17 protein-coding genes are annotated in these 21,688 nt (G+C 64.8%); 7 read left to right on the top strand and 10 right to left on the bottom strand.

Going from position 1 to position 21,688, the window contains the following annotated elements; genetic code table 11:
* Positions 1-228: 228 nt before the first annotated feature.
* A complete protein-coding gene (typA, locus tag RO07_RS11075) occupies positions 229-2,049 on the bottom strand; it encodes a translational GTPase TypA (protein WP_039410706.1) in 1,821 nt (606 codons plus the stop codon).
* 289 nt (positions 2,050-2,338) lie between these two features.
* Between typA and RO07_RS11070 the strand changes: the two genes are divergently transcribed.
* The 4 genes from RO07_RS11070 to RO07_RS11055 all read left to right on the top strand — a co-directional run bounded on the left by RO07_RS11070 (position 2,339) and on the right by RO07_RS11055 (position 7,406).
* Positions 2,339-2,854 (top strand): MarR family winged helix-turn-helix transcriptional regulator, encoded by a 516-nt coding sequence (locus RO07_RS11070; protein WP_052267198.1) that lies wholly within the window; start codon positions 2,339-2,341, stop codon positions 2,852-2,854.
* 113 nt (positions 2,855-2,967) lie between these two features.
* Entirely contained in the window at positions 2,968-4,485 is a 1,518-nt protein-coding gene (locus RO07_RS11065) for an efflux transporter outer membrane subunit (protein ID WP_039410703.1), read from the top strand.
* A 100-nt stretch (positions 4,486-4,585) separates the two neighbouring features.
* Positions 4,586-5,818 carry an HlyD/EmrA/EmrK family protein gene (locus RO07_RS11060; protein ID WP_039410702.1) on the top strand — a complete coding sequence of 411 codons (1,233 nt, stop codon included), beginning with the start codon at positions 4,586-4,588 and terminating at the stop codon, positions 5,816-5,818.
* A gap of 37 nt (positions 5,819-5,855) precedes the next feature.
* On the top strand, positions 5,856-7,406 hold the full coding sequence (locus tag RO07_RS11055) for a DHA2 family efflux MFS transporter permease subunit (RefSeq protein WP_039410700.1): 1,551 nt from the start codon (positions 5,856-5,858) through the stop codon (positions 7,404-7,406).
* Between the two features lie 147 nt (positions 7,407-7,553).
* On the opposite strand, the gene RO07_RS11050 is transcribed toward RO07_RS11055, so the two are convergent.
* Positions 7,554-7,865: an AzlD family protein gene (locus RO07_RS11050; RefSeq protein WP_039410698.1), complete on the bottom strand. Its 312-nt coding sequence runs from the start codon at positions 7,863-7,865 to the stop codon at positions 7,554-7,556.
* Positions 7,855-8,589: an AzlC family ABC transporter permease gene (locus tag RO07_RS11045; RefSeq protein WP_418303709.1), complete on the bottom strand. Its 735-nt coding sequence runs from the start codon at positions 8,587-8,589 to the stop codon at positions 7,855-7,857. The genes RO07_RS11050 and RO07_RS11045 overlap by 11 nt, the downstream gene beginning before the upstream one ends.
* Positions 8,590-8,887: 298 nt before the next feature.
* On the opposite strand from RO07_RS11045, the gene RO07_RS11040 reads away from it, so the two are divergent.
* A complete protein-coding gene (locus tag RO07_RS11040) occupies positions 8,888-9,382 on the top strand; it encodes an acyl-CoA thioesterase (RefSeq protein WP_039410694.1) in 495 nt (164 codons plus the stop codon).
* Positions 9,383-9,520: 138 nt separating this feature from the next.
* On the opposite strand, the gene truB is transcribed toward RO07_RS11040, so the two are convergent.
* The 7 genes from truB to scpB form a co-directional block, all read right to left on the bottom strand.
* Positions 9,521-10,507 carry a tRNA pseudouridine(55) synthase TruB gene (gene truB, locus RO07_RS11035; protein WP_039410691.1) on the bottom strand — a complete coding sequence of 329 codons (987 nt, stop codon included), beginning with the start codon at positions 10,505-10,507 and terminating at the stop codon, positions 9,521-9,523.
* Positions 10,508-10,698: 191 nt separating this feature from the next.
* Complete coding sequence (rbfA, locus tag RO07_RS11030) at positions 10,699-11,124, bottom strand: 30S ribosome-binding factor RbfA (RefSeq protein ID WP_039410689.1); 426 nt, start codon at positions 11,122-11,124, stop codon at positions 10,699-10,701.
* An 83-nt stretch (positions 11,125-11,207) separates the two neighbouring features.
* Entirely contained in the window at positions 11,208-14,156 is a 2,949-nt protein-coding gene (infB, locus tag RO07_RS11025) for a translation initiation factor IF-2 (RefSeq protein ID WP_039410687.1), read from the bottom strand.
* A gap of 80 nt (positions 14,157-14,236) precedes the next feature.
* Positions 14,237-15,712: a transcription termination factor NusA gene (gene nusA, locus RO07_RS11020; RefSeq protein ID WP_039410685.1), complete on the bottom strand. Its 1,476-nt coding sequence runs from the start codon at positions 15,710-15,712 to the stop codon at positions 14,237-14,239.
* Positions 15,709-16,167: a ribosome maturation factor RimP gene (gene rimP, locus RO07_RS11015; protein ID WP_039410682.1), complete on the bottom strand. Its 459-nt coding sequence runs from the start codon at positions 16,165-16,167 to the stop codon at positions 15,709-15,711. Before rimP ends, nusA begins: the two co-directional genes overlap by 4 nt.
* A 371-nt stretch (positions 16,168-16,538) precedes the next feature.
* Positions 16,539-18,260 carry a pseudouridine synthase gene (locus RO07_RS11010; RefSeq protein ID WP_039415081.1) on the bottom strand — a complete coding sequence of 574 codons (1,722 nt, stop codon included), beginning with the start codon at positions 18,258-18,260 and terminating at the stop codon, positions 16,539-16,541.
* A 181-nt stretch (positions 18,261-18,441) separates the two neighbouring features.
* Complete coding sequence (scpB, locus tag RO07_RS11005; protein WP_039410678.1) at positions 18,442-19,677, bottom strand: SMC-Scp complex subunit ScpB; 1,236 nt, start codon at positions 19,675-19,677, stop codon at positions 18,442-18,444.
* 512 nt (positions 19,678-20,189) lie between these two features.
* Between scpB and fnr the strand changes: the two genes are divergently transcribed.
* Both fnr and RO07_RS10995 read left to right on the top strand, forming a co-directional pair.
* A complete protein-coding gene (gene fnr, locus RO07_RS11000; RefSeq protein ID WP_039410675.1) occupies positions 20,190-20,918 on the top strand; it encodes a fumarate/nitrate reduction transcriptional regulator Fnr in 729 nt (242 codons plus the stop codon).
* Positions 20,919-21,198: 280 nt separating this feature from the next.
* On the top strand, positions 21,199-21,633 hold the full coding sequence (locus RO07_RS10995; RefSeq protein ID WP_052267197.1) for a YybH family protein: 435 nt from the start codon (positions 21,199-21,201) through the stop codon (positions 21,631-21,633).
* The last annotated feature ends 55 nt before the right edge of the window (positions 21,634-21,688 follow it).

Raw genomic sequence — 21,688 nt, 5'->3', positions numbered from 1 at the left:
GTCAACGGAATGAACATCGTTGCGCACGGCGACGCGCCATGTCGACAACGACATCCTCGGGGGCTAGCGACGGCCGGCGGCAACCATTGCGCCGCACGTCGGACATCGCAAATTCACAGGCGAACGGCCAACAAAAAAGCCGGCGCGAGGCACCGGCTTCCTTCCAACCAACGGACGTCGCGGGCGCAGCGGACTGTCGTCTGCCACGCACCGCCGCCATCGCCGGGCTTACTTCTCTTCGCGCGAGGCGCGCTTGCGCTCGTGTTCCTTCAGGAAACGCTTGCGCAGACGAATCGTTTGCGGCGTGACTTCGACGAGTTCGTCGTCGTCGATGAATTCCACGGCGTATTCCAGGCTCAATGCGATCGGCGGCACCAGACGCACGGCTTCGTCGGTACCCGACGCACGCACGTTCGTGAGCTGCTTGCCCTTGATCGGGTTGACGACGAGGTCGTTGTCGCGGCTGTGGATGCCGATGATCATGCCTTCATACAGCGCATCGCCCGGCGACACGAACATGCGACCACGGTCCTGCAACTTCCACAGGGCGTAGGCCACGGCGGCACCGTCGTCCTGGGAGATCAGCACGCCGTTGCGACGCTCGCCCAGCGAACCATCCTTGAGCGGTGCGTAGGCGTCGAAGATGTGGCTCATCAGGCCCGTACCACGGGTCATCGACAGGAAGTCGCCCTGGAAGCCGATCAAGCCACGTGCCGGAATGCGGTACTCCAGACGCGTGCGGCCACGGCCGTCCGAGACCATGTCCAGCATTTCGCCCTTGCGACGGCCGATTTCCTCCATGACCGCGCCCTGGTGATCGTCTTCCAGGTCGATGGTCAGCAGTTCGTATGGCTCGTGCTTCACACCGTCGATTTCCTTGAGCACCACGCGCGGACGCGACACGGCCAGCTCGTAGCCTTCGCGACGCATGTTCTCGATGAGAATCGTCAGGTGCAGTTCGCCGCGACCCGACACTTCGAAGACGGAGTCTTCCGAGGTGTCCTTCACACGCAGCGCCACGTTGTGGTTGAGTTCCTTGTGCAGACGATCGCGAATCTGACGGCTCGTCACGAACTTGCCTTCACGACCGGCCAGCGGCGACGTGTTCACGCAGAAGTTCATGGTGAGCGTCGGCTCGTCGACGGTCAGCAGCGGCAGCGCTTCCGGAGCTTCCACGTCGCAGATCGTCGCGCCGATGCCCACGTCTTCGATGCCGTTGATCAGCACGATGTCGCCGGCCTGCGCGCCGTCCGACATCACGCGCTCCAGGCCCTTGAACGTCAGCACCTGGTTGATCTTGCGCTTGAGCACTTCGCCTTCCGGACCGAAGCGCATGGCGACTTGCTGGCCCGGTTTGATGCGACCGCGCGTGATGCGGCCGATACCGATGCGGCCCACGAACGTCGAATAGTCGAGCGAGCTGATCTGGAGCTGCAGCGGGGCGTCGACGTCGGCTTCACGCACGGGCACGTGCTCGAGGATCGCGTTGAACAACGGGCGCATGTCGCCCTCGCGCACGTCGGCGTCGAGGCCCGCGAAACCGTTCAGCCCCGAAGCGTAGATGACCGGGAAATCGAGCTGCTCGTCGGTGGCGCCGAGCTTGTCCATCAGGTCGAACGTCTGGTTGATCACCCAGTCCGGACGCGCGCCCGGGCGGTCGATCTTGTTGACCACCACGATCGGCTTCAGACCGAGGCCGAGCGCCTTGCGCGTCACGAAACGGGTCTGCGGCATCGGGCCTTCGACGGCGTCGACCAGCAGCAGCACCCCGTCGACCATCGAGAGCACGCGCTCCACTTCGCCGCCGAAGTCCGCGTGGCCCGGCGTGTCGACGATGTTGATGTGCGTGCCTTCGTACTCGACGGCGCAGTTCTTGGCGAGGATCGTGATGCCGCGCTCTTTTTCGATGTCGTTCGAGTCCATCACACGTTCAGCGATCTGCTGGTTTTCGCGGAAAGTGCCGGACTGGCGCAGCAGCTGGTCGACGAGCGTGGTTTTGCCGTGGTCGACGTGCGCGATGATGGCGATATTACGGAGAGCGCGGGTCATGAAAGAGGTGCTCGAAAAAGCCTTTGGAGAATCCGCGATTCTACCACTTGCGCATGTCTCACGTCATGGCTTTTCTGCGATGCAACAACGGCTTGCGCCGCGGCTTTGCCGGATGCGCGGAATCGCCCCTCTCCGGCATCCTTACCCCTTCCCGCTACGCACCAATCCGGACTAGAGCAATACGTCTACATCTGGTTGCAATATTTGCCTAGTCAACTATTGCATCGCCTTGCTTTTTATTAAGTGAACGCTATAATCGTGACAAGTCAATTATTGCACCAGCACGAAAATGTCCGAACCGTCCGCCCCCCTTTCCGAGACTTCAGCGCCGCCGGCCAATCCCACTGTCGATTCGACCATCCAGTCGCCTCGTAACGCCTACGACATCGACGATTCGCTCGGCTATCTCGTCGCACGGGTGCGTCAACTGATCATGGCGGAGCTTACGAAAGAAACCTCGCAGTTCGGGCTGACCAGCACGCAGGCGACCATGCTTTACAAGGTCGCCACGGGCAAGAGCAGGACAGCGGCGGACCTCGCGCGCGACTACTGTATAGATGCGAGCGCCGTTACGCGCCTGCTCGATCGGCTCGAAGCCCAAGGTCTGCTGATGCGCGAGCGCAGCAAGACGGACCGCCGCACAGTGGAACTGCGCGCGACCGAGGCAGGCTACGCCATGGCCGACCGGATGCCGGACATCTTCGTGCGCGCCGCCGATCATCTGCTGCGCGGCTTCACCGTCGAGGAAGTGGGTTTTCTGAAAAGCCTGCTGCGACGCGTGATCGTCAACGGCGAGAGCGGGTAACCCAGCCCTGCCTTCAGCCTCAGAAAGCATGTCGAGTCCACTATTTCTCGGACCTGCCATCGCCCGATTCCCGATTATTGTCAGTTGAAGACTTCACTCGTAAAGGTTTTGCGATGAAAGCGGCCTCACCGTTCCTCCCGCGTCAGCGGGCCCGCTCAGCGATTTCCGCCCTGTGTGTGGCGGCCGTGACGCTGGGCTTTGCCGGTTGCGCGAACTTCGCCGGCATCCACAGCGACAAGCAGATCCGCACGCCGGATCAGTACCAGACCCAGCGCAGCCTGCCCTCCGAGGGCGGCCAGTGGCCCGGCACGGACTGGGCCCAGCGCTTTGGCGATCCGCAACTGGTGTCGCTGATCGACGAAGCCCTCGCGGGCAATCCCGATCTGGCGATGGCCGCCGCGCGTCTGAAGTCGGCGCAGGCGCAGACTGAAGGCGCCGCCGCCGCGCTGCTGCCGTCGGTCAACTTCTCGGGCGACGTCTATCGTCAAAAATTCACCGAGAACACCATCTACCCGCCGGGCTACGGCGGCAACTGGTTCACACAGGGCGACCTGAACGCCACGCTGTCGTGGGAGCTCGACCTGTGGGGCAAGAACCGCTCGGCGCGCGCCCAGGCCATTTCGGCCGAACGCGCCGAAGAAGCCGAAGACCAGGAAGTGCGCCTCGCCCTCGCCACGGCCGTCGCGCGCGCTTACAACCAGCTCGCCCAGCAATACGCGCTGCATGACGTGCTCGAACGCACGGCCCGGCAGCGCCAGAACCTCGGCAAACTCACCGCCGATCGCGTGCGCGCCGGTCTCGACACGCAAGTCGAACAGAAACAGGCCGACAGCAATACGGCCGATATCGCCACACAACTCGCGCAGCTCGACGGACAGATCCTGCTCACGCGCCACCAGCTTGGCGTGCTGCTCGGCAAGGGCCCGGATCGCGGTCTGGAAATCCAGCGTCCGAAGCTCGCCGAACAACCGACGCCCGCCCTGCCCGACAACCTGCCGCTCGCCCTGCTCGGCCGCCGCCCCGACATCGTGACGGCGCGCTGGAGCGTCGAAGCGCAACTCAAGGGCGTCGACGTCGCGAAGGCGCGCTTCTACCCCGATGTGAACCTGAACGCCGCGTTCGGCTATTCGACCTTCGGGCTGGGCAAGCTGATCGACCCGAGCAGCCAGAACATTCAGTTCGGCCCGGTGATCTCGCTGCCGATCTTCGACGGCGGACGTCTGCGCGCCAACCTCAAGGGCCAGTACGCCGCGTACGAAAGCGCCGTCGCGAACTACGACGCCACACTGAACAAGGCGCTGGGCGACATCGCCGATCGCATGTCGTCGATCCGTTCGGCCGACAAGCAGATGGTGTCGCAACGCGTGGCACAGGACGCCGCGCAGCGCGCCTACGACCTGGCCGTCGACCGATACAAGGCGGGCCTCACGCCTCAGCTCACCGTGCTCGCCGCGGAGTCTTCGCTGCTGACGCAGGAACAGGCGCGCGTGAACATCGAAAGCGCCCGTCGCGATCAGCAGATCGGTCTGATCAAGGCGCTGGGCGGCGGGTTCGACGCCCAGGCCGCAGGTCTCGTCGTGGGTCAGGAGCGCCCGGCCAGGGCCGAAGGCGACGCCCCGCAGACGCACTGACGGTGCGCAGACCGGCAGGCACGCCGCGCAAGACATGCAGGACACGCAAGACAGACAAGACAACGTCAAAGCACATTGAGAGATTAGTACGGAGCAAATGATGAGCGACAACCAACAACAAGCGCCTGCCCAGCAGCCGGCTCAGAGCAATGGCAAGCGCCGCCGCATGATGCTGACGCTGACGGCCGTGATCGCGATTGCGGCCATCGGCTACGGCGCCTACTACGCGCTGTACGCGCGCTATTACGAAGACACCGACGACGCCTACGTCGCGGGCAACGTCGTGCAGATCACCCCGCAAGTGGCGGGCACGGTCACCGGCGTGAAGGTCGACGACACGCAGATGGTCAAGGCCGGCCAGCCGCTGGTCACGCTCGACCAGGCCGACGCCCGCGTGGCGCTGCTGCAGGCCGAGGCGAATCTGGCGCAGACCGTGCGTCAGGTTCGTACCTATTTCGTGAACAACGACGCCTATGCGGCCACCGTCGCGATGCGCGAGTCGGAACTCGCCAAGGCGCAGGCCGACGTGAAGCGCCGTGAGATGGCGATCGCCACGGGCGCCGTGTCGCGTGAAGAACTGGCCCACGCGCAGGACGCCGTGAAGGCCGCCCGCGCCGCGCTCGAACAGGCTCGCGCGCAACTCGTGTCGAACAAGGCACTCACCGACAAGACGTCGGTGACCACGCATCCGAACGTGCAACAGGCCGCCGCCAAGGTGCGCGCCTCGTACCTCGACTACGCCCGCACGACGATTCCGGCGCCGGTCGACGGTTACGTCGCCAAGCGTTCGGTGCAGGTCGGCCAGCGAGTCGCGACGGGCGCTCCGCTCATGGCGCTCGTGCCGCTCAACGAAGTGTGGGTCGACGCCAACTTCAAGGAAGTGCAGATCGCGCACATGCGCGTGGGTCAGCCCGTGACGCTCACGGCCGACGTGTACGGTTCGTCGGTGGAATACAAGGGCACGGTCGCCGGCTTCTCGGCAGGCACTGGCAGCGCGTTCTCGCTGCTGCCGGCGCAAAACGCCACGGGCAACTGGATCAAGGTGGTGCAACGCCTGCCGGTGCGCATCGCACTCGACCCGAAGCAGTTGCAGGAGCACCCGCTGCGTGTCGGTCTGTCGATGCAGGTCAAGGTGAACGTGCGCAACACCGACGGCAAGGAACTGCGCGAGGCGCCCGCGCTGCCGGTGTATTCGACCGACGTCTACGACAAGGTCGGGCACGACGCCGACGACATCGTCGCCAGGATCATCACCGAAAACGCCGGTGCGCCGCTCGCCTCGGGCAGCGCCAACGACACGCGCAACCAGCCGGCCCGCGCTCGTCCCCTGTAAATCGGAGGGGGGTGCTCCCCACCCCCTTTGACATCTCATGGCAACTCAAAACGCTCCTGGCCCCCTGTCGGGGGGCCAGCTGGTCCTTGGCACCATCGCGTTGTCGCTCGCCACGTTCATGAACGTGCTCGACACATCGATTGCCAACGTGTCCATTCCCGCCATCTCCGGCGACCTCGGCGTCTCGTCGAGCCAGGGCACGTGGGTGATTACCTCGTTCGCCGTGGCCAATGCCATCTCGGTGCCGCTCACGGGCTGGCTCACCGAGCGCTTCGGCGCGGTGCGACTCTTCGTCACGTCGATCCTGCTGTTCGTTCTGGCCTCGTGGTTGTGCGGCATGGCGCCGACGCTCGAATTCCTGCTGGCTGCCCGCGTGCTCCAGGGCGCGGTGGCCGGCCCGATGATTCCGCTCTCGCAATCGCTGCTGCTCTCGAGCTATCCGCCCGCGAAGAGTTCGATGGCGCTGGCACTCTGGGGGATGACGACACTCGTCGCCCCGGTGATGGGGCCGATTCTGGGCGGCTGGATCTCCGACAACTATCGCTGGCCCTGGATCTTCTACATCAACATTCCAGTCGGTATCGCGGCCGCGTACGTCACATGGATGATCTACGCCAAGCGCGAAACGCCAACGCATCGCAAGCCCATCGACACGATCGGACTCGCGCTGCTCGTGGTGTGGGTCGGTTCGCTGCAGGTCATGCTCGACAAGGGTAAGGAACTCGACTGGTTCAACTCGTCGACCATCGTGATGCTCGCGCTCGTGTCGCTCGTCTCCTTCTGCTTCTTCGTGGTCTGGGAGATCACCGAGAAGCATCCGGTGGTCGATCTGACGCTGTTCAAGCGGATCAACTTCACGGGCGGCGTGGTCGCCATCTCGGTCGGCTACGGGCTGTTCTTCGGGAATCTGGTGATTCTGCCGCAATGGTTGCAGATCTATCTCGGATACACGGCAACCGAGGCCGGTCTCGTGATGGCGCCCGTGGGGCTGTTCGCGATCATCCTGTCGCCGGTGATCGGCAAGTTCCTGCCAAAGCTCGACGCGCGCTGGGTGGTGACCGTCTCGTTCCTGCTGTTCGCGCTCGTGTTCCTGATGCGCTCGCACTTCAACACGCTGGTCGATACGCGCACGCTGATGATTCCGACGTTCCTGCAGGGCGTGCCGATGTCGATGTTCTTCATCCCGCTCACGGCCATCATCCTGTCGGGGCTGCCGCCGAGCCGCATCCCGGCGGCCGCGGGGCTGTCGAATTTCGTGCGTATCACGTGCGGCGCGGTGGGCACGTCCATCGCGACAACCGTGTGGGACAACCGGATCACGCTGCACCACGCACAGTTGACCGAGCATCTGACGCCGTACGATCAGCCGTTCAACGCTTCGGTGGAATCGCTCAACCAGTTGGGCATGTCCACGTCGCAGGCCCATGGCTACCTCGATCGCATCGTCACACAGCAATCGGCGATGCTCGGCGCCAACGACATCTTCTGGATTTCGGCGCTGCTCTTCGTGCTGATGATCGCGATGGTCTGGATCACGCGGCCGATCAAGGGCGGCGGTGGCGGCGACGCCGCAGCCGGGGCGCACTGACGCGCACACGCGTCGAGGCAAAGACTTCCCCCCGAGTGCCCGGCCCTGCTCTGTACTACCGGGCGCTTCTTGAACCCCGCCGACGTTGGCGGGGTTTTTTTCATCCCATCATCCCGTCATTCCGTCATTCCGTCGACTTGCGCGGGTTCAGCCGACGAAGTACCGCAGTGCGCCGGTGGCGGCGATGCTGATCACGACCGTGGGCAACAGCGAGAAACGCGTGGCGGCGAATAGTGTCACGGCCAGCGCGATCAGGTCGGCGGGACGCTCGGCGACGAACGACGGCGCGATCACGGAGATCAGCACGCAGCCGGGCAGGCTCTCCATCACCGAGCGCACTCGCGGGCCGAGCGCGCGATCGCGCAGCACGAGGAAGCCGACGATACGTGTGACATAGGTCGTGGCGGCCATCAGGGCGACGGTCGCAATGGGCAGCAGGAGCGTGGCATCAAGCGGCATCGCGCGGCTCCATCAGAATCGCGGCGACGAGGCCCGCGCACGCACCCGCGGCGACATACCAGGCGCCGGGCACATAGAGATATGCAAGCGCTGCGGCCACGAGGCTCACGAGCCACGGCAGACACTTGCGCCATCCGCGCCACATGCCCTTGAGCAGGACGAGAAACACGGCGGTGAAGGCCATGTCGAAGCCGTATTGCTCGATGTCGCCGAGCACGGGACCGAGCACCGCGCCAAGCGCCGTGAAGGCGATCCACGCGAGCCAAAGATTGACGGCCACGCCGAGATAGTACGGCAGACTGATGCGGTCCGCATGACGCACCTTCGCATCGGTCAACGCCATCGCCCAACTCTCGTCGCACATGAGAAAGAGCGATGCGAGCGCACGGCGCAGCGGCACATGACGCATGAGCGGCGCGAACGCCGCGCCCATGAGGATGTGACGCGCATTGACGAGGCACGACATCGCCACGATCAGGGCGAGATGCGGCGGAGACGTCCACAGGCGCACGGCGGTGAATTCCGAACCACCGGCGAAGTTGAGGCCCGTCATGAGGGGCACCAGAAACGCGGGCATCCCCTTTTGGGTCGCCTGCGCGCCGAGCACCATCGCGAAGGGGACAAAACCGAGCATCACCGGCAACGAAGCGCGCATGCCGCGCGCCACTTCGAGTTTGACATCGGACTGCTGCGACGCCGCAGCCGAAGAAGACATTCCAGACACGAAAACTCCTGCAATTACCACTGGCCGTGCAGGATAGCGGATATGGCCGCCGCCGGCTTGTACGTTCTTGCGAGTCTGGAATCGAGGGGCCGCGCACGACAATCGTTGTCGACGCAGTGGTGGAATGTGAACGTTGGGGGCTCGGCAGGTGGGAAAGCGGGTGAGCAAGCGAGAATCCATCGAATATTGCACGCCGACGCGCGTTTCGCGTATTCGCAGTATCATCGTGGCGCAATCGGCAATGCGTCCCGTTGCTGCGATGCCGTAAAGAACCTATTTCCCCGCTGAACCGAACGTCATGAACACGCCGCAAAACCAGAGCGACCGCTCCGAGATCACTTTCCGCTTCCTGGCCGAACCGGCCGCCGTCAACTTCGGCGGCAAGGTCCACGGGGGCTCCCTGATGAAATGGATCGACGAAGTCGCCTACGCCTGCGCCGCCACGTGGTCGGGGCGTTACTGCGTGACGGTCAGCGTCGGCAACATCCATTTCCATCGTCCGATTCTCGTCGGCAATCTGGTGGAACTGCGCGCGCGCATCGTCGCGACCGGCCGCACGAGCATGCACATCCACGTCTCGGTTCACGCGGGCGATCCGAAATGGGGCGAGTTGCGCCAGACAACCGACTGCCTGATGGTTTTCGTCGCCGTCGACGAGAGCAATCACCCGGTGAGCGTGCCGTCGTTCGAGCCGAAGACCGACGAGCAGAAGGCGCTCGCCAAGTACGCCATGGACGTCCGCGCCGCGCTGGGGGCGATCGACGCCATGAAGCCCGACAACGTCACCAACTGAGTCACGAGTACTCACGCCCACGGGCCAACGCGGTACCGCGGCGACGATATCGACAGCAAGGGCCTCGACGCCCGTTCCCCGCAGTGGCAAAGCACGGGGGATCGGGAGCGAGGCCCTTGGCGTTTCGTCTGCCGCCGACTATTGGGTCTTGAGCAAGCGCTGCGGCGTAAGTAGCGCTTCCCCGTCGAGCCGCGCGACGCCGAGCAACCGGCTACCGACGTCGCCCGCCGCCTCGGCGTAGACCTTGACCTCGATCGCGCCGTGCGTCGACGCACAAGCGCGGAGCGGCTGAGGGCAACGAGTGTCGTCCAGGCGCAAGCGCTGCCCGTGACTGAAGCGCTTCGCCAGCGTCTCGTCGAGCCAGACGGTCGGCAAGGTCTTGAGCAACGCGTCCACGGGCGCGAGCTTTTCCACGCGTTGCGCGTGGTCAAGGGCGTTCAGCGCTTCAAGCGTGATCGCGCCTTCGAGCGTGAGCGGCCCCACCGCCGTGCGGCGCAGGCCACGCAGATGCGCACCACAGCCCAGCGCCTCGCCGATGTCTTCCGCCAGCGTGCGCACGTAGGTCCCCTTGCTGCACGTCACGCGGAACGTGAATTCGGCGACCTCCGGCAACGAGCACGTCACCAACTCGAGCGACAGGATCGTGACCTGACGCGCCTCGCGCTCCAGCGTCTGCCCCGCACGCGCATATTCGTAGAGCGGCTTGCCATCGCGCTTGAGCGCCGAGTACATCGGCGGCACCTGCGAAATCGAACCGGTAAAGCGCGGCAGCACGGCGCGAATCGCCACCTCGTCCACCGTCACCGGACGCGTTTGCAGCACCTCGCCTTCCGCATCGCCCGTCGTGGTCGTCTCACCAAGACGGACATGCGCTTCGTATGTCTTGTCCGCTTCGAGCAGGTCCTGCGAGAACTTCGTCGCTTCGCCGAAGCACAACGGCAGCAACCCGGTGGCCAGGGGATCGAGCGTGCCCGTATGTCCCGCCTTCAACGCCTGGAGCAAGCGCTTCGCCTTGATGAGCGCATCGTTGGACGACAGGCCTAGCGGCTTGTCGAGCAACAGCACGCCGTCGAGGGCAAAGCGGGGGAGTTTCTGGCGGGATGCCTGCGAACGCGGGTCCGTCATGATGCGGGGATGGCTTGAGAGATTCGTGGAAATTCCACCCTGCCGCCGATGCAACGATGGCGCAGAGAGGGGCAGCGAGAAGAAGGATACCGGAGGGATACCGCAACGGATACCGCAGCGCCGCCAGGCTCGCCATCGGCCAGCCCGGCAGGCTGCAGGTCGGCAGTCTTCTATCGACTTTGCGGGGCGGCCTACTTACCGTCACCTTCCTTACCGTCTTCGCCATCGTCGTGCGACTCGCCCTCACCCGTCTCTTCCTTCGCGCGCGTAGCGTTCGCCGTATCGATCAGTCGCGACATCTCGATCGCACGTTCGATCGATTGGTCGAAGTGGAAGTGCAGCGTCGGCACGGTGTGGATGTGCAAGCGCTTGAACAGCAGATTGCGCAGATAGCCGGCCGCCTCGTTGAGCGCTTCGCCGGTTTCCTTCGGATCGCCGGTGAGCGTCGTGTAAAACACCTTCGCATGCGCATAGTCCGGGGTGACTTCCACGCTCTGCAGCGTCACCAGACCAATGCGCGGGTCCTTCACTTCGCGTTGGATCAGTTCCGACAGATCGCGCTGGATCTGATCGTTGATGCGAAGATTCCGACCCGGAACGCCACGTTTCTTTGCCATGACAAACTCGCTAATAATGCAATGGCCCACGCCGCCGGTTTCCCGGCTCGGTGGGCCATTCCACTTCCGTTGAGCAGATCGCGTTACAGCGAGCGCGCAACTTCCGTGATTTCGAACGCTTCCAGTTGGTCGCCTTCGGTGATGTCGTTGAAGTTCTTCACCGACAGACCGCACTCGAAGCCGGACTTGACTTCCTTCACGTCATCCTTGAAACGCTTGAGCGAATCGAGCTCGCCCGTAAAGATGACCACGTTGTCGCGCAGCACACGCACGTGCGACGAACGCTTGACGAAGCCGTCGAGTACCATACAACCGGCCACCGTGCCGACCTTCGGCACGCGGAACGTCTGGCGCACTTCGATGAGACCCGTGATCTCTTCCTTCTTCTCCGGCGCCAGCATGCCCGACATTGCCGCCTTCACCTCATCCACAGCGTCGTAGATGATGTTGTAGTAACGAATGTCGATACCGTTCGATTCCGCCAGCTTGCGGGCCAGTGCGTCCGCACGCGTGTTGAAGCCGATGATGACCGCCTTCGAAGCCGTGGCCAGGTTAACGTCGCTTTCGCTGATGCCCCCCACGGCGGCATGCACGATCTGCACGCGCACTTCCGGCGTCGAGAGCTTGTTGAGCGACTGCGCCAGCGCTTCCTGCGAACCCTGCACGTCGGCCTTGATGATGAGCGGCAGCGTCTTGACTTCGCCTTCGGCCATCTGCTCGAACATGTTCTCGAGCTTGGCGGCCTGTTGCTTGGCCAGCTTCACGTCGCGGAACTTGCCCTGACGGAACAGCGCGATTTCGCGCGCCTTGCGCTCGTCCTGCACGACCAGCACTTCTTCGCCGGCGCCCGGGACTTCCGACAGACCCTGAATTTCCACAGGAATCGACGGGCCTGCTTCCTTCGCGTTCTTGCCGGTTTCGTCCAGCATCGCGCGCACACGGCCGTAGGCCTGACCGGCCAGCACCATGTCGCCGCGATTGAGCGTGCCCGACTGCACCAGGATCGTCGCGACCGGACCCTTGCCCTTGTCCAGCTTCGCTTCGATCACGATACCCTTGGCCGGGGCGTCCACCGGCGCCTTCAATTCCAGCACTTCGGCCTGCAGCAGCACGTTCTCGAGCAGATCGTCGATCCCCGTACCCGTCTTGGCCGACACCGGCACGAACGGCGAATCGCCGCCGTACTCTTCCGGCACCACGCCTTCGGCCACGAGTTCCTGCTTCACGCGGTCCGGGTTGGCTTCCGGCTTGTCGATCTTGTTGATCGCCACCACGATCGGCACACCGGCCGACTTCGCGTGGGCAATCGCTTCCTTCGTCTGCGGCATCACGCCGTCGTCGGCCGCGACAACGAGAATCACGATGTCCGTCGCCTGGGCGCCGCGGGCACGCATGGCCGTGAAGGCCTCGTGACCCGGCGTGTCGAGGAACGTGACCGTGCCGCGCGGCGTATCGACGTGGTACGCGCCGATATGCTGCGTAATGCCGCCCGCTTCGCCCGCCGCCACCTTGGCGCGACGGATGTAGTCGAGCAGCGAGGTCTTGCCGTGGTCGACGTGACCCATCACCGTGACGACCGGCGGACGCGGCAGCGCTTCGGCCACCGACGCCTCGTTGCCCAGTTCCAGCAACGTTTCCGGATCGTCCAGCTTCGCGGCAATCGCACGGTGGCCGAGTTCCTCGACCACGATCATTGCCGTTTCCTGATCGAGCACCTGGTTGATGGTCACCATCTGGCCCATCTTCATCATCAGCTTGATGACTTCCGCGGCCTTGACCGACATCTTGTGCGCCAGATCGGCAACGCTGATCGTCTCCGGCACGTGCACGTCGCGCACGACCGGTTCGGTCGGCGCCTGGAATGCCTGACGGTCATCCTGCGCGTGACGGTCGCCACGGCGACCGCCACGGCCACCGCCGCGCCAGCCGTCCGAACCACCGCTCGTGTCGCCGCGCGTCTTCATGCCGCCGCGCTTGTTGCGGTTGTCGGCGTCCTTCTGCCAGGCCCCGCCCTTCTTGTCCTTCTTGTCCGCTGCGCCAGCCGTCGTGGCCGGAGCCGCGGCTGCCGGCTTCTTGTCCGCCGGCTTGGCCGTTGCCGCACCTTCCGGCTTGGCCGGCTTGTGCAGCGTGCCCTTCGCTTCGGGCTTGGCCGCCGCCGCTGCCGCCGCCGGTGCCGGTTCCGGCGCCTTGAGCACGCGACGCGGCGCGTTCATCATCTCGCGAATGGCACGGGCTTCGGCTTCGGCTGCCGCGCGGCGCTTGCGAATCGCTTCCTCTTCGGCACGCGCCTTGTCGGCTGCGGCGCTCGCCTTTTCAGCAGCCGCACGCGCTTCCTCGCTGGCCTTGCGGGCCTGCTCGCGCTCGGCGTCCGCCTTCGCCGCGGCTGCCTTGTCGGCGGCAGCCTTCTCTGCTTGTGCCGCCTGCTCGGCTTCTGCCTTGGCAACCTTGTCGGCTTCCGCGTCGGCCTGGGCTTCGGCGGCCTTTGCCTTCTGCGCCTCGGCAACCTGCGCGGCCGCAGCACGCTCGGCTTCCTCGCGAGCACGGCGCTCGGCGGCTTCCTTTTCTTCGCGTTCGCGGCGCTCGGCTTCCTCGCGCTCCAGTTGCTCCTGGCGACGCTTCAGTTCGGCAGCCTCGGCGGCCAGACGCTCCGCCTCGCGGCGTGCGTCTTCCTCACGCTGGCGAAGCGCTTCGTCTTCCGCCGCAGCGGCGCTCTCGGCACCTTCGGCGATATCGTCGCGCTTGACGAAGGTGCGCTTCTTGCGCACTTCGACCTGAATCGTGCGCGCCTTGCCGGTCGCATCGGCCTGCTTGATTTCCGAGGTCTGGCGACGCGTCAGAGTGATCTTCTTTTTGTCGCCGTCGCCAGCACCGTGCGACCGGCGCAGGTGCTCCAGCAGACGGGCCTTGTCGGCTTCCGTCAGCGAATCGTCGGCGCTGAGTTTGTCCACGCCGGCGGCTTTGAGTTGCTCCAGCAACACGCCGGCCGGCATTTTCAGTTCTGCAGCAAATTGGGCTACGTTGATGCTCGCCATTCAAACCTCTTCAAGCAAGGCCAGGCGCCTTGCGGTTAACTTCAAAGTTCACTGTTCCATATGCATGCCGGGGCAGGTCATCATTGGAACCAGTGCTCTCGCGCTTTCATGATCAGGGCCTTCGCGGCTTCCTCGTCGACGCCGGTCATCTCGGTCAGTTCGTCGACAGCCAGTTCGGCCAGATCATCGCGCGTCTGAATTTCATGCTCGGCCAGCTTGGCCAGCAACTCGGGCGTCATGCCCTCGAGGCTCTTCAGATCGAGGGCAACACCCTCGACCTTTTCCTCGGTCGCAATTGCCTGCGTCAGCAGCGCGTCGCGCGCACGGTTGCGCAGTTCATGCACCGTGTCCTCGTCGAACGCTTCGATTTCCAGCATTTCGTTCAAGGGCACGTAGGCGATCTCCTCCAGGCTCGAGAAACCTTCCTCGATCAGGATGTCCGCCACTTCCTCGTCCACGTCCAGACGTTGCATGAACAGCGTACGCAGCGTGCCGCGCTCTTCGTTCTGCTTCTCGGCCGATTCGTCCGGCGTCATGATGTTGATCTGCCAGCCGGTCAACTCCGACGCGAGACGCACGTTCTGACCGCTGCGACCGATCGCCACGGCCAGTTCGTTCTCGTCGACGACGACGTCCATGCTGTGCTTCTCTTCGTCCACGACGATCGATTGCACCGCCGCCGGCGCCAGCGCGCCGATCACGAACTGCGCCGGATCTTCCGACCACAGCACGATGTCGACGTTTTCGCCGCCGAGTTCGTTGCGCACGGCCTGCACACGCGTGCCGCGAATCCCCACGCAGGTGCCGATCGGATCGATGCGCTTGTCGTACGCCACCACGGCGATCTTCGCGCGCACGCCCGGATCGCGGGCGGCCGACTTGATCTCCAGCAGGCCTTGCTCGATCTCCGGCACTTCCATGCCGAACAGCTCGATCAGGAATTCCGGCGCCGTGCGCGAGAGTTCGATCTGCGGGCCGCGAGCCGTACGGTCGACCTTCACGATGTACGCGCGAACGCGGTCACCGATACGCAGGTTTTCCTTCGGGATCAGTTGATCGCGGCGCAGCAGTGCTTCGACGCGACCCGACTCGACGATCAGGTTGCCCTTGTCGAGACGCTTGACCGTGCCGGTCATGATCTTTTCGCCGCGCTCGAGGAAGTCCGACAGGATCTGCTCGCGCTCGGCATCGCGGATGCGCTGCAGAATCACCTGCTTGGCCGCCTGTGCGCCAATGCGGCCAAACTCCACCGACTCGACCGGCTCTTCGATGTACTCGCCGATTTCGAGCGCGGGATTTTCTTCCTTGGCTTCGAACAGCAGGATCTGCTTGTCCGGTTCCTGCAGGCCGGCTTCGTCGGGCACCACCAGCCAGCGACGGAAACTCTCGTGCTCGCCCGACTCACGGTCGATGTGCACGCGAATGTCGACGTCTTCCGTGTAGCGCTTCTTGGTGGCCGAAGCCAATGCTGCTTCAAGCGCGCCGAACACGACATCCTTGTCGACGTTCTTTTCGCGCGCGAGCGCATCGACCAACAGCAATACTTCGCGACTCATCGTTTGCGACTCCTAAAATCAATCTGCGGCACAAGGCGCGCACGGTCAATATCCGCGAGGGTGAATTCAAGCAGCGCCGGGCCGCCCTTGCCTTCGAACTCCAGGCTCAGATTCTCGCCCTGCGGTGCCTGCAGAATGCCGCGGAACTGCTTGCGGCCTTCGAGCGGCACACGCAACGTGAGACTCACTTCCGCACCGGTGAAACGCTCGAAGTCACGCAGCTTGCGCAGCGGACGATCCAGCCCCGGCGACGACACTTCGAGTCGGTCGTAATTGACGTTCTCGACCATCAGGACATGCGAGAGCTGACGGCTCACCGTCTCGCAGTCATCGATCGTGATGCCCTCCGGCTTGTCGATGTACACGCGCAGCAACCCGCCGCCGGCGCGCTCAAGATCGACCAGCTCGTAACCCAGGCCTTCGACCGTGGTCTCGATCAGTTCTGGCAATTGCAACTTTGCTCACCCTAGAAAAACTCGCGCGCATCAGCAGCGCCCGACATGTCTGCGCGCCCCGCATGGGGCGTCGCACGATACCTGCCTTGACCGTCCGGGCCGGCGTGCCAGTGTCGACACACCCACTCCCCGACACGGCGGTATCGGCCGCGCAAAACGCTCGCGGCAAAAAAAAATGGGCGAAACGCCCATTTCTTACAGCCTCATTGCGCATGAGGTGCGCGCCGCAACAGATCGTGTGACGCGCAAACCAGCTTATTCGTTGATTTTATATGGTTTTGGGCCAATTTGCAACGCTTGGCGCGGCAAATGCCCACCTGACGGGCATCGATGCGACATTGCCGCACCGCGGAAGAACACCGTCCCCGCAATCAGCGCGAGCGGTTCCCACCGCGATTTCCCCGGTTGCCATGATTGCCGCCCCCGCTGCCTGTGCCTGCGCGGTTGCCGCCACGGCTGCGGTTGCCATTGACGTTGCCGTTGGTATTTCCGTTGGCATTTCCACCACGCGGCTGCCCGCCAAAACCGCCACCGCCGTTGCCGCCACCGCCGAAACGTCGGCCTTCACCGCGCGGCGCGGGCGTCTGGCCCGGATAACCGCCGCTCGGCCCGACGAACGCCGTCAACGGATTGGCGCGCGGACGGCGCGACTGCCCCGGCTCGCGCGCGAAGACGCCCAGCGCCGTTTGCATCGGATCCGGCTGACGGCGCGGCTCCTTCGGCGCACCGGCCTTGCCGCCGCGACCGCTCTTGCCCTTGTCGTCCGAACTCGCGCCCGGCATCTTCATGCCGACCGCCGCGAACAGCGAACGCACCTGCGCGTCGTCGAGTTCCTCGTAGCGACCGCGCTTGAGGCCGCGAGGCAGTGTCAACGGGCCGTAGCGGGTGCGAATCAGACGGCTCACCATCAGGCCGGCCGCATCGAACATACGACGCACTTCGCGGTTGCGGCCTTCCGTCAGCGCCACGTGGTACCAGTGATTGGAGCCTTCGCCACCACCGTCCTGCAGCCGCAGGAAGTTGGCCTGGCCGTCGTCGAGCTCGATGCCGCGCAGCAATTGCTGGCGCGACGCTTCGCTCAATTGCCCGACGGTACGCACCGCGTATTCGCGTTCGATACCGTAGCGCGGATGCATGAAACGGTTGGCCAGATCGCCCGAGGTCGTCAGGATCAGCAGACCTTCGGTATTGAAGTCGAGACGTCCGACGGCGAGCCACTTGGCGGTCTTCATCGGCGGCAGACGGTCGAACACCGACGTGCGGCCCTCCGGATCCGAGTGGCTGACGATTTCGCCCGCCGGCTTGTGATAGAGCAGCACGCGCGGCGGCTTGCTGGTGATACGACGCTTGACCAGCTTGCCGTTGATGCGAACCTGATCGGTCGGCAGAATACGCTGGCCGATGTGGGCCGGCTCGGCATTCACCGACACGCGCCCCGCGAGAATCAGCTCCTCCATCTCGCGACGCGAGCCCATGCCCGCTTCCGCGAGCACCTTGTGCAGCTTCGGCGCTTCGTCATCGGGCGAGAGCACACGGCGATCGGCCGGACGGCGGCCACGCTTGGCAGCGGCCTTGTCGGCGTCGGACTCTTCGCCGTCGAAGCCGCCCGAGGTCACGAACGCAAACAGGTCGTCGCCGTCGCCCTTGCCACCGCGGACAGCGCCGGGCGCACCCTTGCGAGCGCGGCCCTTGCCGGCCCCTTGCCCCTTGCCCCCCTGCGATGCGCCATGGGTACCACTGGCACCGTTGGCGCCTGCCGCACCGGCCTGTGACGAGGACGATGGTCCGGCGCCGCCGTCGCGCTTGCCGCCGCGCGGCTTGCGCGCGGCGTTGCGGCCTCGCCCTTGGGCGGCCTGAGGGCCACCTTCGTTACCGGAGGCTTGCCCCTCGGGGCCGTTGCCGGCCGATGCCTTCTGCACGGCCTCCGACGCGGACGACTCGCCCTCGTCGCCCTCTCGCTTGGCTTGCTGGGCCGCACGACGGCGGGCGATCAGACTGCGCGGACCACGGCGCAAACCACGGCGCGACGCCTTTTCATCGCCGCCCTCGCCTTCCGGCGCGCGCGCTTCGACACCGGCATCGCGTGCGTGCAGGTCCTGGGATTCTTCGTTTTGTTTCAACACAACCTCATTGGAAAACGGGATCGTTGCGGGCAGGCGCAAGTCGCCGCCCTGATCCGTGTTCGCACCATGAATGCGCGGCAAGTCCTTGCCGCGACTTCGTTCTTATCGCTAACGGCCCTGAGTGTGCACACGGCGCAACCGCGCCGGCGCCTCAGGTACCGGTGACGAGATTCTTGTCGTCCCCGCTGTTCTCGTCGTCATCCGACGCGCCGGACACGGGCTGTCCGGCAGCGGCTTCGTTCGCCGCCGAGTCGGCAGCGCGCGGGGAAACCTCCTGCGTCGCCGACTCGGCGGGATCTGCCGCCAGCGCCGTCACGTCCAGCGCATCTTGCGGCAGCTCGTCGTCAGACGACACCGCGGATTCCGATTCTTCGGAAAATTCCTCATGCCACGCGCTTGGCGCGACATCACCCTCTCCAGCCGCCTCGTCCTCCGGCGACTTGTCGGCATACGATGCTTGCGCGTCACCCTGCGAACCATGTTCGTCCGATGCATCGGCCTCCGACGCATCGACCTGCTCACTGACGTGCGCCGCCGGCGGGAGTTCCGCGTCGGGCACCGCAATTTCAGCATCGGCGGCAGCCACGGCATCGACTTCGGTCACGGCCGGCACTTCGCCTTCGGCCAGCGCGGCGTCGAGCAATGCCTCTTCGCTCACCGCCTCATCCTGGGGTGAAGCAACCGGCTCGCGCTGATCCGCGGGCAGTCCCTGTGCCAGCGGCAAGGCGTCGGCACGGGCTTCGGCCAGACGCGCCAGCGCGTCGGCATCGGCCACCGGTGCGTCCTCGGCCCCGGCCTCGTCACCCTCTTCGCCTTCGGCACGCTCGCCGAATTCGATGTTCTGCTGCGCGAGCAGATCGATCTGCGCCTGTGCGGCAGGATCCTCGAGCGGCGGCAACGCATCGAGCGCGCGCAGACCGAGGTCGTCGAGGAAGTCCTTGGTCGTGGCGTACAGGCCGGGGCGCCCCGGCACGTCGCGATGACCGATCACCTCGATCCAGCCACGGTCTTCGAGCTGTTTGATGATCTGCGTGTTGACTGTCACGCCGCGAATCTCTTCGATGTCACCACGCGTGACCGGCTGTCGGTACGCAATGATCGCCAGCGTCTCCATCACGGCGCGCGAGTACTTCGGCGGCTTCTCCGGATTGAGGCGATCAAGGTATTCGCGCATGCGCGGACGGCTCTGAAAACGCCAGCCGGTGGCCAACGCCACCAATTCCACACCTCGGCCATCCCATTGCACGCGGATTTCCTCGAGCAGCGCGCGCACCGTGTCGCCAGACACGGCGTCATTGAAGAGCTTGCGCAGATCGCCGACCTTGAGCGGCTCCTGCGCGCAAATCAACGCGGTCTCGAGGACGATTTTCGCCTCTTGGGTATTCATGTGCGACTAAGCAAACCGGGGGCTTGGCAACCCGGTATCAGGAATAAATGGATGCTTGGAACACGAGAAACGGTCGTAACCGCTTCGCATAAGCGCGCGCCCGTTTGTGTTCGGTCGTAGTGACGGCGGCGCGACCTGGATGCTTCGAAACGACCTGCCGGGAAAACGCCCAGGCCGATAGTGCGGCGAGACGGACGTCCGGTATGTGCGCAATTATTACTGAAACACTGACGCCCGTAAAGCGTCGTCGAAGCCGAAAGCTCATGTATCCCCTCGCCCTCCCGTGCGACGCCTTGCCGCACCCCGTTCTCCCTCGGCATCGGGAACGGCGCACCGAACCCCGCCGCGCACGTGGATTTACCGCCCGGCAAGGCTGCCGGCGGGCGGGCTCGCGTTCTCTATCGGGGCCGCCAGCACTGCACGCATCGCCCGCACAAGGCCATGCCCTCCGTCGTACGGAACGACGAGTGCACGCCTCATGGTAAACTCACATAATAACTTCAAGGGCCTCCATGACCACCGAAAACGGTCGCATTCCCATCGCTCAGCCCCGTTGTTCCACCTGCTCGCTGGGGCAGTTCTGCCTGCCGGTCGGCATCCCGGAACCGGAGCTGAATCGACTGGACGCACTCGTCAACGAACGCCGCCGCCTCAAGAAGGGCGAAGTGCTCTATCACGCCAACGATCCGCTGAATGCCGTCTACGGCATCCGTTTTGGCTCGCTCAAGAGTTGCGTCACTGCGCCTGACGGTCGCGAGCAGGTCGTCGGCTTCCACTTGCAAGGCGAGTTGATCGGTCTCGACGCCGTGGCCGACAACCATCATCCGAGCACGGCCATCGCGCTCGAGGATAGCGAGCTGTGCATCGCCCGCTTCGGCGAACTCGAAACGCTTTCGCGCCAGGTGCCATCGCTGCAGCGCCAGTTGCACCGGCTGATGAGCCAGGAAATCCGCAATGAACACCAGCAACTGCTCGCACTCGGCACCATGCGCGCCGAAGAGCGGCTGGCCGTCTTCCTGCTCAACCTCTCCGAGCGGCTTGCCGCCCGGGGCTACGCCGCCAACGAATTCGTGCTGCGCATGAGCCGCGAGGAAATCGGCAGCTTCCTGGGCCTCAAGCTCGAAACGGTCAGCCGCCTGTTCTCGCGCTTCGCGCAGAATGGCATGATCGAAATTCGCCAGCGTCACGTGAAAATCATCGACGCCACCGCGCTGCGGGAACTCGCCGGCGCGCCCTGCTGATGGGCAACCGGGGGCGCCAACGCGCCCCCTTCGCCTTTCAACACCTCACCAGATAACGCTTCCCCGCGTTACCGATAAGCTACCGGTCCGACGGGCCGCCCGCCTTGCGCCAGATCAAGAGTCGCGCGTCGCCGCGAACGGACGCCCGCGCAAGCGCCGCAACGTCGACAAGCTCGGACAAACCCTCCATAATCGGCGCGTTCGCCGGGCCGCCTGACACATTGACTCCCCACCGCTGGAACGTACCGCCCGGTGCATCACGCCGACGGAGGCCGTCGCTATGCCCGCAGCCATATACCTGAGCCCGGAAGACGCCGAGCACGCGTACTACGAAGCGTTGCGCGCCGGCGACACCGACGCACTGATGGACGTCTGGTCGGAGGACGAGGAAATCGTCTGCATCCATCCCGCGGGGCCGCGGCACGTCGGGCCGGCGGCCGTGCGCGCCAGTTGGCGGCAGATGCTGACCCATGGCGGCCTGCAGGTCGCGGTGAGTCATCTGCAGGTCGCCCACAACCCGCTTTGCGCCGTGCATAACGTGCTCGAGCAGATCCTCGTCGAATCCCATCCCGAGGCGCGCTACGCGTTCGTGCTGGCGACCAATGTCTATCTGAAGGAGGCGGACGGCTGGCGGCTCGTCCTGCACCACGCCAGCCCGGCCATCGGCCACGAAGACAGCAGCGCGCAAGCCTCTCGCTCACACCGCCTGCACTGAGATGCTCTGGCGGCCCCGTCGCCAACGTCGACCAAGCTCAATTCTTCCCCGCCGC

Origin of the sequence: Pandoraea pulmonicola (genome assembly GCF_000815105.2) — a bacterium.
Classification (GTDB): Bacteria; Pseudomonadota; Gammaproteobacteria; order Burkholderiales; family Burkholderiaceae; genus Pandoraea; species Pandoraea pulmonicola.
The sequence above is the reverse complement of the archived record's forward strand: the minus strand, read 5'-3'. Positions and strand labels throughout refer to the sequence as shown.